Below are 15,179 nucleotides of genomic sequence, written 5' to 3' on the forward strand. Positions count from 1 at the left end.
CAGTGCGCCGTCACGCCGTCACACCGTCTGCGCGCGTGCCGCTGCCAGCCGAGCGAGGGTCTTCTCGCGGCCGAGCAGCTCCATCGACTCGTACAACGGCGGGCTGATGTGCGATCCGGTCACTCCCACTCGCACCGGGGCAAAAGCCTTGCGCGGCTTGAGCTCCAACTTCTCGATCAAGGCGTCCTTGAGAGTGGCCTCCAGGTCGGCCGTTGTCCAGGTCGGCAACGCCGTCAGCGCTTCGACAGCAGCATCGAGAACGGGTGCGGCATCGGCACCGAGGTTCTTCGCGGCAGCTGCAGGGTCGATCTCGAAGTCCGCCTCGTCTACGAACAGGAACTTCAACAGTCCCCACGCATCCGACAGAACGACGATGCGCGTCTGCACCAGATCCGCTGCAACAGCGAACGTCCTCTCGTCGACCGGCTCGGTGAGATGCCCCTGCGCAACCAGGAATTCGCGTAACCGTGCCGCGAAATCGTCTGCGGCCAACATCCTGATGTGTTCGGCGTTGATAGCGTCGGCCTTCTTCTGATCGAAGCGAGCCGGATTGGAGTTGACCGACGAGATATCGAACGCCGCCACCATTTCGTCGAGTGAGAAGACGTCGTGATCGTCCGAGATGCCCCACCCGAGAAGCGCCAGGTAGTTCAGCAGCCCCTCCGGGACGAAGCCTCGATCGCGGTGGATGAAGAGGTTCGATTCGGGGTCACGCTTGGACAGCTTCTTGTTGCCCTGACCCATCACGAACGGCAGATGCCCGAACTCGGGGTTACGTTCCGCCACACCGATCCGGATCAAGGCCTCGTAGAGGGCGAGCTGACGGGGCGTCGACGACAGTAGGTCTTCGCCGCGCAGGACGTGGGTGATCTTCATCAGGGCGTCGTCGACCGGATTGACCAACGTGTACAGCGGAACTCCATTGCCGCGAGTCAGGGCGAAGTCCGGTACCGTCCCCGCTTTGAACGTGGTCTCCCCGCGCACGAGGTCGTTCCACGTCAGATCATGATCGGGCATGCGTAGCCGTACGACGGCTCCGCGTCCCTCGTCGAGGAATCCCTGCCGCTGCTCGGGCGTCAGGTCACGATCGAAGTTGTCGTAGCCGAGCTTGGGGTCACGCCCGGCGGCCTTGTGGCGCGCTTCGACTTCCTCGGGCGTCGAGAACGACTCGTAGGCCTCGCCTGCGTCGAGCAGCTGCTGCACAACGGCCATGTGTTGGTCTCGACGCAACGACTGGCGGTAGGGCTCGTACGGGCCACCCACCTCGGGGCCCTCGTCCCAGTCCAGGCCGAGCCAGCGCAACGCGTCGAGCAGAGCGGCGTAGGACTCCTCCGAGTCGCGTGCGGCATCGGTGTCCTCGATCCGAAAGACGAACGTGCCGCCGTGATGTCGCGCGAACGCCCAGTTGAAGAGTGCGGTTCGGACCAGACCGACGTGCGGGGTACCGGTGGGCGACGGGCAGAACCGAACGCGCACATCTGTTGCTGTGGTCATCGTTGTCCTACTTCTTCGCTGCGACTGGGTTGGTCAAGGTTCCGATTCCCTCGACGGTGATCGACACACTGTCTCCGTCGGTTATGGGTCCGACTCCTTCCGGAGTTCCGGTGAGAATGACGTCTCCGGGGAGCAGCGTCATCACCGCGGACACCCATTCGATGATCTTCGGAATATCGTGCAGCAGAAGCGAAGTACGGCTCTGCTGCTTGACGACGCCGCCGACCTCGGTCTTGATCTCGAGATCGGAGGGGTCGAGGGACGTCTCGATCCACGGCCCGAGGGGGCAGAACGTGTCGTGCCCTTTCGCCCGGGTCCATTGCCCGTCGTGCTTCTGGTGGTCGCGTGCCGAGACGTCGTTGGCGACGGTGTATCCGAGCACCACGTCGTATGCCTTGGAGGCAGGCACGTCCTTGCACGGGCGACCGATCACGATGGCCAGTTCACCCTCGTAGTGCACCTCGTTCGACGACGGCGGCAGCACGATGGCCGCACCGGGCCCGACGATGGAGGTGTTCGGCTTGATGAAGATGACGGGATCCTTCGGTGCCTCACCGCCCATCTCGGCCACGTGCGCGGCGTAGTTCTTACCGATGGCGATGACCTTGCTGGCGAGGATCGGCGCGAGCAGCCGAACGTCGGCCAGTGGCCACGATCGACCGGTGAACGTCGGTGTGCCGAAAGGATGTTCGGCAATTTCCTTCGCCGTCCGGGCATCCCCCTCACCTTCGATACTCACGAATGCCACACCATCAGGACTTGCAATTCGACCGAGACGCATGTCGAAAGTCTATCGACCGCCATTCTCCGTACGTCGATGCCGTCCGATCCGCCGATCTTTCGCCGGTGTAATGTTCCCGATCATATCCATATAGCAAGATTTGAAGTCCATATGTTGAGACGGAAGGCCGGAATGAGCGCCACGAACCAGTTGTCCAGTATCGGCGAGACGCGACGGTGGTTCATGCTCGTGCTCGGGATGCTCGCGCAGACTGCAGGTGCCGTCTTCATCAACGGTGCTGCATTTCTCATTCCCGCCCTGCACGACGACCGAGGACTCGGACTTGCGATCGCAGGATTCGTGGTTGCGATGCCCACCGTGGGCATCATGCTGACCCTCATCGCATGGGGCGTGCTCGTCGACCGCATCGGCGAACGACTCGTCCTGGTGATCGGGCTCGGACTCACGGCCGCAGCGAGTCTCGCCGCAGTGGTCAGCACCTCCATCCCGGTGCTCGCGGTCCTGCTGTTGATCGGCGGTATGGCAGCGGCCAGCGCGAACAGTGCGAGCGGACGCGTGGTGGTGGGGTGGTTCCCGCCGCATCGTCGTGGACTGGCCATGGGGATCAGACAGATGTCGGTGCCCCTCGGCGTGGCCGTCGCGGCACTGACCATCCCGCCCATCGCGCGTGACCACGGCGTCGGAGCGGCACTGCTCGTCCCCGCTGCCGTGTGCGCTGCGAGCGCCCTGCTGTGTCTCGCGGTCGTCGACCCGCCCCGTCCGAACCGCGTCGATGCGGCAGCGCAGGGTCTGCTGGACAATCCGTATCGCAGCAGCAGCCAACTGTGGCGCATTCATGCCACGTCCATCCTGTTGGTGGTACCGCAGTACGTGGTCTGGACGTATGCGCTCGTCTGGCTGATGACCGACCGAGGATGGACCGCCGCGGCCGCGGGCGTCCTCGTCACGGTGACCCAGATTCTCGGTGCACTGGGCCGGATGAGCGTCGGCGCGCTGTCCGATCGTGTCGGTAGCCGCATGCGGCCTTTGCGGTGGGTCGCCGTGACTGCCGCTGCCAGCATGCTCGGGCTCGGCATCGCCGACTGGTTCGACTCCCCCGCCGCCATCGTCCTGCTCGTCGTCGCGTCGGTCGCCACCGTTGCCCCGAACGGCCTCGCGTTCACTGCGGTCGCGGAAATCTCGGGACCGTATTGGAGCGGACGCGCTCTCGGGGTGCAGAACACGAGTCAGTACGTGTTCGCCTCGGCTGTACCACCGGTGTTCGGCGCAATCGCGGCGATCAGCTTTCCCGTCGCATTCCTGGTGTCGGCGGTATTTCCCGCGCTCTCCCTACCGATCGTGCCCGACGATCCGGCACCCCGGCCCACGGACGAGACGTCCGACCAGGGTGCAGACCGCGCCGTGTGACGTGCCGAAGGTGACGTGGCCGTGATACACGGCATGCCACGGTGGGCTGTCGGCCCACCGTGGCATGTCGTGATGTGAGGGTTACAGGCGAGCGGCGATTCGAGCGCCGATCTCTTTCGTCGACGCAGTAGTGGTTCCCCGCTCGGCGAGATCCGCTGCGACAGCAGCCTCGACCCGTGCAGCGTTCGATGCGTCGCCGAGGTGCGCCAGTAGTAGCGATACCGACAGGATCGCGGCCGTCGGATCGGCCTTCTGCTGCCCGGCAATGTCCGGCGCGCTGCCGTGGACCGGCTCGAACATGCTGGGATTGGTACCGGTGGCGTCGATGTTTCCACTTGCGGCCAAACCGATTCCGCCGGTCACCGCTGCCGAGAGATCGGTCACGATATCGCCGAACAGATTGTCGGTGACGATGACGTCGAACCGGCCGGGGTCGGTCACGAGGTGAATCATCGCGGCATCGATGTGCTGGTACGCGACCTCCACGTCCGGGAACTCGGACGAGACCTCGTCCACCGTGCGGGCCCACAGGCTGCCCGCGAAGGTCAACACGTTGGTCTTGTGCAGCAGTGTCAGATGCTTCTTGCGAGTGAGCGCCCGCTCGAAACCGTTGCGCACCACCCGTTCGACGCCGTAGCGGGTGTTGACGCTGACCTCGGTGGCCACCTCGTGCGGCGTGCCGACGCGCAGCGCACCACCGTTTCCGGTGTACGGACCCTCGGTGCCCTCACGCACGACGACGACGTCGATCTGCTTGTCACCGGCCAGCGGTCCGACCACGCCTGGGTACAGCTTGGCCGGGCGCAGATTGATGTGATGGTCGAGCTCGAACCGAGCTCGCAACAGCAGTCCACGCTCGAGCACGCCGCTCGGCACCGACGGATCTCCGATGGCTCCCAACAGAATTGCATCGTGCTCACGCAGTTCCGCCAACACCGAATCCGGCAGCAGCTCCCCGGTGGCGTTGTAGCGACGCGCACCGAGGTCGTACTCGGTCTTCTCGGCACCGGGTGCAACCACGTCGAGCACGGCGAGCGCCTCGGTGACGACCTCGGGTCCGATACCGTCCCCGGCGATGACGGCCAGCTTCATCTCACTCCTCGTGATTCTTCGAATTCGTTCGATCGACGGCGAGCGATGCTCAGGACAGGTCGACCAGCTCGATGGTGGACGCGCCGACCGCGGTGGCGATGCTCGCGCTCAACTCCGCCGGAACGTCCTTGTCGACGCGCAGCAGAATCGTTGCACCGTCACCCTCGGAGTCCTGGCTCAGTGCGGCGGCCTGGATGTCGATGCCGGCATCGCCGAGCAAGGTGCCGATCCGGCCGAGGCTGCCGGGCTGATCCGCGTAGTTGACGATGAGGTTCTTGCCTTCGGCACGCAGGTCGAAGTTGCGGCCGTTGATGTTGACGATCTTCTCGACCTGCGTGGTGCCGGTCAGAGTGCCGGCGACGTTGAGCACCGAACCGTCGCCGTAGACGGCGCGGATGTCGACGACACTGCGATGGTTCTCGCTTTCGGACGCCGTGGTGACCTCGGCGGTGACGCCACGCTCCTCGGCGAGCGACGGGGCGTTGACGAACGTGACCGAGTCCTCGATGACGGCGGAGAACAGTCCGCGCAGCGCCGAGAGCTTGAGGATCTCGACGTCCTCCCCTGCCAGTTCACCGCGAACGTCAACCGACAGCGACGTGGGAAGTTCGGTGGACAGAGCGCCGAGCAGCACACCCTGCTTGCGCACGATCTCGAGCCACGGCGACACCTCTTCGCCGACGGCACCGCCCTTGACGTTGACCGCGTCGGGCACGAATTCGCCTGCGAGAGCGAGCAATACCGACTTGGCCACATCGGTGCCTGCGCGGTCCTGGGCCTCGGTGGTCGACGCGCCGAGGTGCGGGGTCACGACGACCTGCGGCAGCTCGAACAGGGGGCTGTCGGTGCACGGCTCGGAGGCGTAGACGTCGATTCCGGCGGCGAAGACGTGGCCACTGGTGATGGCGTCGGCCAGGGCCTGCTCGTCCACCAGTCCACCTCGAGCGGCGTTGACGACGATGACACCGGGCTTGGTCTTGGCAAGAGCTTCCTTGCCGATGATTCCCTTGGTCTCCGGGGTCTTCGGGAGGTGCACCGAGAACATGTCGGCACGCTCGAGCAGCTCGTCCAGGCTCACCAGTTCGATGCCGAGCTGAGCGGCCCGAGCAGACGAGACGTAGGGGTCGTACGCGATGATGTGGGTCTCGAACGCGGCGAGACGCTGGGCGAACAGCTGACCGATTCGGCCGAGTCCGACGACGCCGACGGTCTTGCCGAAGATCTCCACACCGTTGAACTTGCTGCGCTTCCACTCGTGCTGACGCAGAGTGGCGTCGGCAGCGGGGATCTGGCGCGCGGCCGACAGCAGCAGCGTCACTGCATGCTCCGCCGCCGTGTGAATGTTGGAGGTCGGTGCGTTGACGACGAGGACACCGCGCTCGGTGGCTGCAGGTACGTCGACGTTGTCCAGACCGACACCGGCGCGGGCGACGATCTTGAGGTTGGTTCCGGCGGCGAGCACCTCGGCGTCGACCGTGGTCGCGGAACGCACCAGGATGGCGTCGGCCTCGGGAACCGCGGCGAGCAGCGCGGGGCGGTCCGGGCCGTCGACCCAACGGACCTCGACGCCATCGCCCAATGCCTCGACGGTGGACGGCGCAAGTTTGTCGGCGATCAGAACGACAGGACGGCCTGGCTGGCTCACGTGAAGAACTCCCTATGTCGGTTCGAGACTGTTTGTCGGTGAAAGTCGGAGCTGGTGCAGCAGAAACAGTTTAGAGGTCGGGGACGTCGAGCTGTGACGCCACCTGATTCACGCGTCGAAGGGCACCCCTACCGGCGCAGGGGTGCCCTTCGATCAGCGTGTGCGAGAGCGTGATTCGATGAGAATCAGGCTGTTTCGGTGATCGGGCGATCGACCCAGCTCATCAGGTCGCGCAGCTTCTTGCCGGTGACCTCGATGGGATGCTCGGCGTTTGCCTTGCGCAGGCCTTCGAGCTCGGTGTTGCCGTTCTCGACGTTGGCGACCAGACGACGGGTGAACTCACCCGACTGGATGTCGGCCAGGATCGCCTTCATGCGCTCCTTGGTGCCTGCATCGATGACGCGCGGTCCGGAGAGGTAGCCGCCGAACTCCGCGGTGTCGGACACCGAGTAGTTCATCCGAGCAATGCCGCCCTCGTACATGAGGTCGACGATGAGCTTGAGCTCGTGCAGCACCTCGAAGTACGCCATCTCGGGCGCGTAGCCGGCCTCGACCATGACCTCGAAGCCCGTCTTGACGAGCTCCTCGGTGCCGCCGCACAGCACGGCCTGCTCGCCGAAGAGGTCGGTCTCGGTCTCTTCCTTGAACGTGGTCTTGATGACGCCTGCGCGCGTTCCACCGATGCCCTTGGCCCAGGACAGCGCCAGTGCCTGGCCCTCGCCCTTGGGATCCTGGTCGATGGCGATGAGCGCGGGAACACCCTTGCCGTCGACGAACTGGCGACGCACCAGGTGGCCGGGGCCCTTGGGAGCGACCATGCCGACGGTGACGAACTCGGGAGCCTTGATCAGGTCGAAGTGAATGTTGAGACCGTGGCCGAAGAACAGCGCGTCGCCGTCCTTCAGGTTGGGCTCGATCTCCTCGGAGAAGATCTTCGCCTGCGCGGTATCCGGCGCGAGCACCATGATCACATCGGCCCACTCGGACACCTCGGCAGGAGTGCCGACCTTCAGGCCCTGCTCCTCCGCCTTGGCACGGGACTTCGAGCCCGCCGCCAGGCCGATGCGCACATCGACACCGGAGTCGCGCAAGCTCAGCGAGTGAGCGTGGCCCTGGCTTCCGTAACCGATCACAGCGACCTTGCGGCCCTGGATGATCGACAGATCAGCATCGTCGTCGTAGAACATCTCGACTGCCACTGTTTGTAACCTTTCCTCTTCGATTTCGCTGAATGTCACCGCAGTCGCTCAGCGCGACGCGGTGATCGATTTCGGTCCACGTCCGACGGCAACGACTCCCGACTGAACTATTTCTCGAATTCCATAGGGGTCCAACATCTTCAGCAACGCGTCGAGCTTCGAGCGGGTGCCCGTCGCTTCGACCGTCACGGCCTCGGGAGACACGTCGATCACCTTGGCGCGGAACAGGTTCACCGTTTCGATGACCTCGCTGCGCACGCTGGCATCGGCGCGAACCTTGATCAGCACCAACTCGCGGGCCACCGAGGAATCGTCGTCCTGCTCGACGATCTTGATGACGTTGATGAGTTTGTTGAGCTGCTTGGTCACCTGCTCGAGCGGGAACTCGTCGACGGTCACCACGATCGTCATGCGGGAGATCTCGGGGATCTCCGTGCCGCCGACGGCGAGCGAGGAGATGTTGAATCCACGGCGCGAGAACAGCGCAGCGACGCGGGCCAGCACACCTGGCTTGTCCTCGACGAGGACGCTGAGGGTATGGCTCGTGCTCACTTGTCGGTGCCTTTCACGTCGTTGTTCATCGGGTGCGGCGCCTGCTCGCGTTCCATCGCGTCGTCGATACCGGGCTCGGTGCCCACGGTCTCGTCGTCGTCGAACAGCGGTCGAATTCCACGGGCGGCCATGATCTCGTCGTTGCCCGTTCCGGCCGCGACCATCGGCCACACCTGAGCGTCCGCTCCGACGATGAAGTCGATGACGACCGGACGATCGTTGATGGCCCGGGCCTCCGCGATCACCGCGTCGACGTCCTCTTCCCGCTCGCACCGCAGCCCGACGCAACCCAGTGCCTCGGCGAGCTTCACGAAATCCGGGATGCGGACCGCACCGTGGGTGCCGAGATTGGTGTTGGAGTACCGCTCCTCGTAGAACAGGGTCTGCCACTGGCGAACCATGCCGAGGTTGCCGTTGTTGATGAGCGCAACCTTGATCGGGATGCCCTCGACCGCGCAGGTAGCCAGCTCCTGATTGGTCATCTGGAAGCAACCGTCGCCGTCGATGGCCCACACCTCGGCGTCGGGAAGGCCCATCTTGGCACCCATCGCGGCCGGGACCGCGTATCCCATCGTGCCGAGGCCACCCGAGTTGAGCCACGTGCGCGGCTTCTCGTAGTTGATGAACTGGGCAGCCCACATCTGGTGCTGGCCGACGCCCGCACAGTAGATCGCGTCGGGACCGGCGAACTTCCCGACCGACGAGATGACGAACTCGGGCGACATGGAACCGTCGGACGGCCGGTCGTAGCTCAACGGGTACGTCTTGCGGATGCCGTCGAGGTAGACCCACCACTGCTCGAGATCGAGGGTCGTTCCGGTCGCGCGATCGGCCCGCAGAGCCTCGATCAGCTCGGTGATGACCTCGCCGCAGTCGCCCACGATCGGCACGTCCGCGTACCGGTTCTTGCCGATCTCGGCCGGGTCGATGTCGGCATGGATGACCTTGGCATCCGGCGCGAAGGACGAGAGCTGACCGGTGACGCGGTCGTCGAACCGAGCACCGAGCGTGATGAGCAGATCACTGCGCTGCAGTGCAGCCACCGCGGCCACGGTGCCGTGCATACCCGGCATGCCCAGGTTCAGCTGGTGAGTGTCGGGGAACGCCCCGCGCGCCATCAGCGTGGTGACGACCGGAATGCCGGTCAGTTCTGCCAGCTCGAGAAGCTCTGCCGAGGCATTGGCCTTGATGACGCCGCCACCGACGTACAGCACCGGCTGCTTGGCGTCGGCGATGTACCGCGCTGCCTCACGAACCTGCTTGCCGTGCGGCTTGGTGACCGGGCGGTACCCGGGCAGACGCATCTCCGGCGGCCACGAGAACGTGGTTTGCGCCTGCAGCACATCCTTCGGGATGTCCACGAGCACGGCACCGGGACGACCCGAGGCCGCGATGTAGAACGCCTCGGCCATGATGCGCGGGATGTCCGCGCCGTCGGTGATCAGGAAGTTGTGCTTGGTGATGGGCATCGTGATGCCCGAGATATCGGCTTCCTGGAAGCCGTCGGTGCCGATGAGGCTGCGCGCGACCTGACCGGTGATCGCGACGATGGGCACCGAGTCCATCTGTGCATCGGCCAACGGGGTGACGAGGTTGGTTGCACCCGGGCCGGAGGTTGCCATGCAGACGCCGACCCTGCCGGTCGCCTGGGCGTAGCCGGTGGCTGCGTGGCCTGCACCCTGCTCGTGACGCACCAACACATGGCGCACCTTGACGGAGTCGAAGAGCGGGTCGTAGACCGGAAGGACCGCGCCACCGGGAATTCCGAATACGGTGTCGACGTCGAGTTCCTCGAGGGCTCGAACGACCGACTGTGCGCCGGTGACCTTCTCCGGTGCGACATGACGTCGCGATCCGTCGGTCGCCGCTTCAGCGGACGAGCTGGAGGTGGACGGGCTGGAGGCTGTCCCCGACCTGCGGGTCGTGGGCCCTGGGCGTGCGGTTGGTGCGCTCACTGATTGCTTCCTCAGGAATGTGAAAGTGCTGGGCGATCTCTGGGCAAGAAAAAACCCCCGTCAGCATGTGCTGTACGAGGGTGGCGCGTCGATGCGAGTTTGAACAACCGGCTCAGGCGTTGACGCGCCGGCCGATTACGAGTATCCAATTCCGCTTCACGCGCTCGACGGTAGGCGCGCGCACAGGGAAGAGTCAAACTCGTCACGACGCAATCCCATTATGTGAGATCGCGTAGATGCAATGCGAAGATGAATGGGTGTCGTCTTCGCAGCAGTCCGAACCACCTCGGCCATCATCCCACACCGCCCCTGAGTCACCGAACGGTGCCGAGGCACCGCAACCGTCGACCAGGCAGGTCATTCGCGTGCCGCGTCTCGCGCTCCTCGGCGTGGGACTGCTGTTGTTCGGCACGGGACTGACGGCCGCCAGCTGGCCCGTGGCCATGGGTTGGCTGCTGATACTGCCCATCGTCGCGGGCATCTGGGTCTTTCGAGTGCGCACCGTGATCACCCCCGAGGCGATCACCGCTCGACGGTTCGTGGGTTCCGACGTGATCGCATGGGAATCGGTCGTCGGTCTCCACTTCCCGGATCGCCGGTGGGGGCGCGTGGTGCTCACCGACAAGAGCGAGAAGTCGCTGCCGCTGGTGCGTTTCGATCTCCTCCCCCAACTCGCCGCGGCCAGCGGCGGCCGCATCACGGATCCCTACGCTGTGGCCGCGGCCGCGGCCGCAGCCGAAGCCGAGAATCGAGACCGGGAGGAAGCCGAGAACGACGGCGAGCAGGCACCGAAGGAGCAGTAGCCGGCGGCGAGTAATCTCGTCGATGCGAGAAACCGCTGCAACGAACGAGGACTACGCACTATGCCGCCGCTACGCTCACGGGTCACCACTGTCGGACGCAATGCCGCGGGCGCACGCTCGCTGTGGCGCGCCACCGGAATGACCGATTCGGATTTCGGAAAACCCATCGTCGCCATCGCGAACTCCTACACCCAGTTCGTTCCCGGCCACGTGCATCTGAAGAACGTCGGCGAGATCGTCGCCGACGCCGTACGAGCTGCAGGCGGCGTTCCCCGTGAGTTCCACACCATCGCCGTCGACGACGGTATCGCCATGGGCCACGGCGGCATGCTGTACTCGCTGCCCAGCCGCGAGATCATCGCCGACTCCGTCGAGTACATGGCCAACGCCCACACCGCCGATGCGCTCGTCTGCATCTCCAACTGCGACAAGATCACTCCCGGCATGCTCAATGCCGCGATGCGCCTGAACATCCCCGCCGTGTTCGTCTCCGGTGGACCGATGGAGGCAGGCAAGGCCGTGGTCGTCGACGGCGTCGCACAGGCACCGACCGACCTGATCACCGCCATTTCGGCCAGCGCCAACGATGCCGTGTCCGAGGCGGGCCTCGACGAGGTGGAGCGCAGCGCATGTCCCACGTGCGGGTCGTGCTCGGGCATGTTCACGGCGAACTCGATGAACTGCCTCACCGAAGCGCTCGGCCTGGCATTGCCGGGAAACGGATCGACTCTCGCCACGCACGAGGCCCGCCGTGCGCTGTTCACGCGCGCAGGCACCACCATCGTCGAGGCCGCGCTGAAGTACTACCGGGACGAGGACGAATCCGTTCTCCCTCGCAACATCGCCACACCGGCCGCATTCCGCAACGCGATGGCTCTCGACGTGGCGATGGGTGGATCGACCAACACGGTGCTGCACACCCTCGCGGCCGCGCAGGAGGGTGAGGTCGGCTTCGACCTAGACACCATCGACGCCATCAGCCGCAAGGTCCCGTGCCTGGCGAAGGTCTCCCCCAACTCCGACTACCACATGGAAGACGTGCATCGCGCCGGCGGAATCCCGGCCCTTCTCGGCGAACTGCGGCGCGCGAACCTGCTCGACACCGACGTCTCGACCGTGCACACCAAGAGCTTCGACGAGTGGCTCGACACGTGGGACATCCGATCCGGTGCTGCGTCCGACGAGGCGATCGAGCTGTTCCATGCCGCTCCCGGCGGAGTCCGCACCGTCGAGCCGTTCTCCACGAGCAATCGTTGGTCCTCCCTCGACACGGACGCCGCGGGCGGCTGCATCCGGGATCTCGAGCATGCCTACACGGTCGAGGGCGGTCTGGTGGTGCTCCGCGGCAACATCGCACTCGACGGTGCGATCCTCAAGACTGCGGGCATCGACGAGGACCTGTTCTCCTTCCAGGGACCGGCACTGGTCGTCGAATCGCAGGAAGAAGCCGTCTCGGCCATTCTGCAGAAGAAGATTCAGCCCGGTGACGTACTGGTCGTTCGCTACGAGGGACCCAAAGGTGGTCCCGGAATGCAGGAGATGCTGCATCCGACGGCATTCCTCAAGGGTGCCGGTCTCGGCAAGGTCTGCGCACTGATCACCGACGGCCGCTTCTCCGGCGGAACGTCGGGGCTGTCCATCGGGCACATCTCCCCCGAGGCCGCGGCGGGTGGTGTGATCGGGCTCGTCGAGAACGGCGACCAGGTGCGCATCGACGTCGCCACTCGAACCCTCGAAATCCTCGTCGACGACGAGACCCTCGACACACGCCGCGCGAAAATGAACGCGTCGGAGCGCCCGTGGCAGCCGGTCGATCGCCAGCGCACGGTGACCACTGCGCTACGCGCGTACGCCGCGTTGGCGACATCAGCGGACAAGGGTGCTGTTCGTTACGTCCCGTGAGCGGTGAGTGGAGCCCGCGGAACGAATCAGGTGCGCGGCGAGTGGAGCCTGCGGAACGCAGTCAGGTGAGCGGAAGTTCGTAGTCTGCTACGAACTTCCGCTCACCTGGGTTGTACCGGTGTTCGAGGTCAGCGGACGACGGGGTTGGCCCCGTTCAGGAAGATCCAGATGCACACGCCTGCTGCGATGCCGACAGCGAGCGCCAGGAACGAGCCGATCCGCGGTCGGGTTGCCCATCCGCGACGTCCGTCGAACGAAATGCGTCCCGGGCCGGTGAGGATCAGCGCGGCTGCGGCGAATCCGAGAACCGTCTCGTATTCGACACCGCCGGTGCCGGAGAACTGCAATCCGGGCTCGACGGCCTGCTTGAAGCACCACGCGTTGATGATCGTCGCCAGTACAGCCGCGCCGGCAAGCGGAGTTGCCAGGCCGAGAATCAGCAGCGCGCCGCCGAGGGTTTCGCCTGCTGCGGCCGCGATCGCGAGGATCTCCGAATAGCGGAATCCCGAATCCTCCAGCAGGTTCTGAAATCCGTCGAGACCGGGGCCGTTCCACAAGCCGACGAGCTTCTGCAGGCCGTGGCCGAGGAAGACCGCACCGATTGCCACGCGAAGTACGAACAGGCCCAGATCGGTGGTGCCGCGGCGCGCGGGAACCTCGACGGTCTCGGTGCGAATTTCGGGCTCGGGGGCCACGGCGGCCGCAGTTGCGCCACCCGCGGACGTACCGAGGTACTCGGTGGAGCGATCGGAGTACGCATTCGACGACGTACTGTCCGAGGCAGACCGGCGTTCGGTCGGCGCGTCGGCGAAAGCCGACGGGCGATAGGTCTGCATCTTCTCCGTGGGCTGCGCATCGGCCGAGCGTGCGTCGGACGACGACGAGTTCGGAAAGTCTAGTTCGTCGTCGGTTCGAGGCAGCCGGTCCGAACGCTGAGCGCCGAACGCCGTGGTCGGTGTACCGGAGGTATCGGTGCTGTCCGACGGGGACGTCTCGGAGGTGGAGCGCGAGGGAGGAATTTTCTCCGTGGGATTGTCGTACGGGCTCTCGGCCGGTTCGTACGACGTATCCGGCCGGTTGGGGTCGCGCGGTGTATCGGTCACCTCTCCACACTAGAGCCGATGTGCCCTCCACACCGACGTCGACGCTCACGGCCGCGTGGCGAGTCTTCCCGGACGTTCCGTACCGTTCGAAGCATGAAGCCGGTCGGAGCGTCGCCACGAACTGCAACCGCTGCTGTCGTCGCCCTGTCGATGACCGCTGCCCTGCTCGCCGGGTGCGCCCGTTTCGACGACTCGAATGCATCGCCCTTCACTCCTGCGCCCGAGGTGGGCGCGGCCGAGCTCGAGCCGACGACGCCCAGCGAGACGACGCCGCCGGCCGATCCCAACTCACCGCCCCCGCCATCCGGTCCGTGTGTCGACCCCGATCCGGCGGTCATCGCGACCTGCCTGGACACCACGGGCGGGCTCGTCGCACTCCCCGACGGTCAGGGGGCGCTGGTTGCCGAGCGTCGCACCGGTCGCATCATGGAGGTCGCGGCAAACCGAACACCCGTCGAAGTGGCACGCATCGAGGTGGACGGCACCGGCGACGGTGGCCTTCTCGACATCGCACTGTCTCCGACGTATGTCGAGGACGGGTTGCTCTATGCCCTCATCACCACGTCCTCGGACACCAGGGTGGTCCGACTCGCCCAGGGCGATGTCCCGAAGGACATCCTGACCGGTATTCCCCGCGGCGCGACGGGCAATCGCGGGGCGATCGACTTCTACACTCCCAACGAACTACTGGTACTGACCGGCGACAACGGGGATCCGGCTGCGGCTGCAAGCCCGAACTCCCTGTCCGGCAAGTTGTTACGGGTGACCTCGCTGTCCCCGACACCGAGTCCCCCGCGACCGCAGATCGCACTCAGCGGTATCGGCACGGCGGGCGACGTCTGCACCGACGGCACCGGGAACATCTACGTCACCGACCGCACCGCACTCGAGGATCGCCTGCAGCGCATCGACACACTGGGTGCGGTGTTCTCCCCGGTATGGACATGGCCCGACCGTCCAGGTGTCGCAGGTTGTGCCGCGGGCGAGGGCGGTGTCGCGGTTGCGCTCACGACAGCCAAAGCTGTAGCGGCACTGACGACGGACCCCAACACCGGCGCGGTATCGGCCGAACCGACACTGCTGATCCAGGACGAGTACGGGCAGCTCAACGGAGCGACGAGCTCAGCCGACGGACAGATCCTGGTGGGTACCGTCAACAAGACCGGACCCACTCCCGGACCCACCGATGACCGCGTCGTCAAGGTGCCGTTCCCCGGTGGCGGCGGAGGCGGCTTCGACTGACCCGGACACGACTGCGGCCGAACGCGTATCACGTTCGGCCGCA

12 protein-coding genes are annotated in these 15,179 nt (G+C 65.5%); 4 read left to right on the top strand and 8 right to left on the bottom strand.

Translation table 11 applies throughout. The features are described 5' to 3' along the window. Window positions 1-18 precede the first annotated feature (18 nt). Together gltX and AABD04_RS14430 are read right to left on the bottom strand one after the other, a co-directional pair. Window positions 19-1,494, bottom strand: coding sequence for a glutamate--tRNA ligase (gene gltX, locus AABD04_RS14425; RefSeq protein ID WP_341441580.1), 1,476 nt, complete (start codon window positions 1,492-1,494; stop codon window positions 19-21). 7 nt (window positions 1,495-1,501) lie between these two features. Then, entirely contained in the window at window positions 1,502-2,275 is a 774-nt protein-coding gene (locus tag AABD04_RS14430) for a fumarylacetoacetate hydrolase family protein (protein ID WP_341441581.1), read from the bottom strand. A 132-nt stretch (window positions 2,276-2,407) separates the two neighbouring features. Between AABD04_RS14430 and AABD04_RS14435 the strand changes: the two genes are divergently transcribed. Continuing rightward, window positions 2,408-3,643: an MFS transporter gene (locus AABD04_RS14435; protein WP_341441582.1), complete on the top strand. Its 1,236-nt coding sequence runs from the start codon at window positions 2,408-2,410 to the stop codon at window positions 3,641-3,643. A gap of 81 nt (window positions 3,644-3,724) precedes the next feature. Here AABD04_RS14435 and AABD04_RS14440 read toward each other — a convergent pair whose 3' ends face one another. From AABD04_RS14440 to AABD04_RS14460, 5 genes are all read right to left on the bottom strand, one after another. Then, window positions 3,725-4,735 carry a 3-isopropylmalate dehydrogenase gene (locus AABD04_RS14440; RefSeq protein WP_341441583.1) on the bottom strand — a complete coding sequence of 337 codons (1,011 nt, stop codon included), beginning with the start codon at window positions 4,733-4,735 and terminating at the stop codon, window positions 3,725-3,727. A gap of 49 nt (window positions 4,736-4,784) precedes the next feature. Continuing rightward, window positions 4,785-6,380: a phosphoglycerate dehydrogenase gene (serA, locus tag AABD04_RS14445; protein WP_243593422.1), complete on the bottom strand. Its 1,596-nt coding sequence runs from the start codon at window positions 6,378-6,380 to the stop codon at window positions 4,785-4,787. Window positions 6,381-6,565: 185 nt separating this feature from the next. Further along, the gene (ilvC, locus tag AABD04_RS14450) at window positions 6,566-7,567 is read right to left on the bottom strand and encodes a ketol-acid reductoisomerase (RefSeq protein WP_170944858.1); all 1,002 of its coding nucleotides are present in this window, start codon (window positions 7,565-7,567) and stop codon (window positions 6,566-6,568) included. Between the two features lie 60 nt (window positions 7,568-7,627). Next, window positions 7,628-8,131, bottom strand: a complete 504-nt coding sequence (gene ilvN, locus AABD04_RS14455; protein ID WP_032397758.1) for an acetolactate synthase small subunit — start codon at window positions 8,129-8,131, stop codon at window positions 7,628-7,630. Beyond that, complete coding sequence (locus tag AABD04_RS14460) at window positions 8,128-10,086, bottom strand: acetolactate synthase large subunit (RefSeq protein ID WP_243593423.1); 1,959 nt, start codon at window positions 10,084-10,086, stop codon at window positions 8,128-8,130. The genes ilvN and AABD04_RS14460 overlap by 4 nt, the downstream gene beginning before the upstream one ends. Window positions 10,087-10,451: 365 nt before the next feature. Here AABD04_RS14460 and AABD04_RS14465 point away from each other — a divergent pair, with 365 nt between their 5' ends. Next, on the top strand, window positions 10,452-10,889 hold the full coding sequence (locus AABD04_RS14465) for a PH domain-containing protein (RefSeq protein ID WP_341441584.1): 438 nt from the start codon (window positions 10,452-10,454) through the stop codon (window positions 10,887-10,889). A gap of 60 nt (window positions 10,890-10,949) precedes the next feature. Further along, window positions 10,950-12,791 (top strand): dihydroxy-acid dehydratase, encoded by a 1,842-nt coding sequence (gene ilvD / locus AABD04_RS14470; RefSeq protein ID WP_341441585.1) that lies wholly within the window; start codon window positions 10,950-10,952, stop codon window positions 12,789-12,791. Window positions 12,792-12,919: 128 nt separating this feature from the next. On the opposite strand, the gene AABD04_RS14475 is transcribed toward ilvD, so the two are convergent. After that, a complete protein-coding gene (locus tag AABD04_RS14475; protein ID WP_341441586.1) occupies window positions 12,920-13,894 on the bottom strand; it encodes a DoxX family protein in 975 nt (324 codons plus the stop codon). Window positions 13,895-13,987: 93 nt separating this feature from the next. On the opposite strand from AABD04_RS14475, the gene AABD04_RS14480 reads away from it, so the two are divergent. Further along, on the top strand, window positions 13,988-15,136 hold the full coding sequence (locus tag AABD04_RS14480) for a PQQ-dependent sugar dehydrogenase (RefSeq protein ID WP_341441587.1): 1,149 nt from the start codon (window positions 13,988-13,990) through the stop codon (window positions 15,134-15,136). The last annotated feature ends 43 nt before the right edge of the window (window positions 15,137-15,179 follow it).

The organism is Rhodococcoides navarretei (assembly GCF_038069675.1).
GTDB lineage: Bacteria > Actinomycetota > Actinomycetes > Mycobacteriales > Mycobacteriaceae > Rhodococcoides > Rhodococcoides navarretei.

Coding starts and splice junctions, on each gene's coding strand:
- ilvC (WP_170944858.1), bottom strand. CDS start 7,567: ATGTTCTACGACGACGATGCTGATCTGTCGATCATCCAGGGCCGCAAG.
- AABD04_RS14440 (WP_341441583.1), bottom strand. CDS start 4,735: ATGAAGCTGGCCGTCATCGCCGGGGACGGTATCGGACCCGAGGTCGTC.
- AABD04_RS14480 (WP_341441587.1), top strand. CDS start 13,988: ATGAAGCCGGTCGGAGCGTCGCCACGAACTGCAACCGCTGCTGTCGTC.
- AABD04_RS14430 (WP_341441581.1), bottom strand. CDS start 2,275: ATGCGTCTCGGTCGAATTGCAAGTCCTGATGGTGTGGCATTCGTGAGT.
- ilvD (WP_341441585.1), top strand. CDS start 10,950: ATGCCGCCGCTACGCTCACGGGTCACCACTGTCGGACGCAATGCCGCG.
- AABD04_RS14435 (WP_341441582.1), top strand. CDS start 2,408: ATGAGCGCCACGAACCAGTTGTCCAGTATCGGCGAGACGCGACGGTGG.
- gltX (WP_341441580.1), bottom strand. CDS start 1,494: ATGACCACAGCAACAGATGTGCGCGTTCGGTTCTGCCCGTCGCCCACC.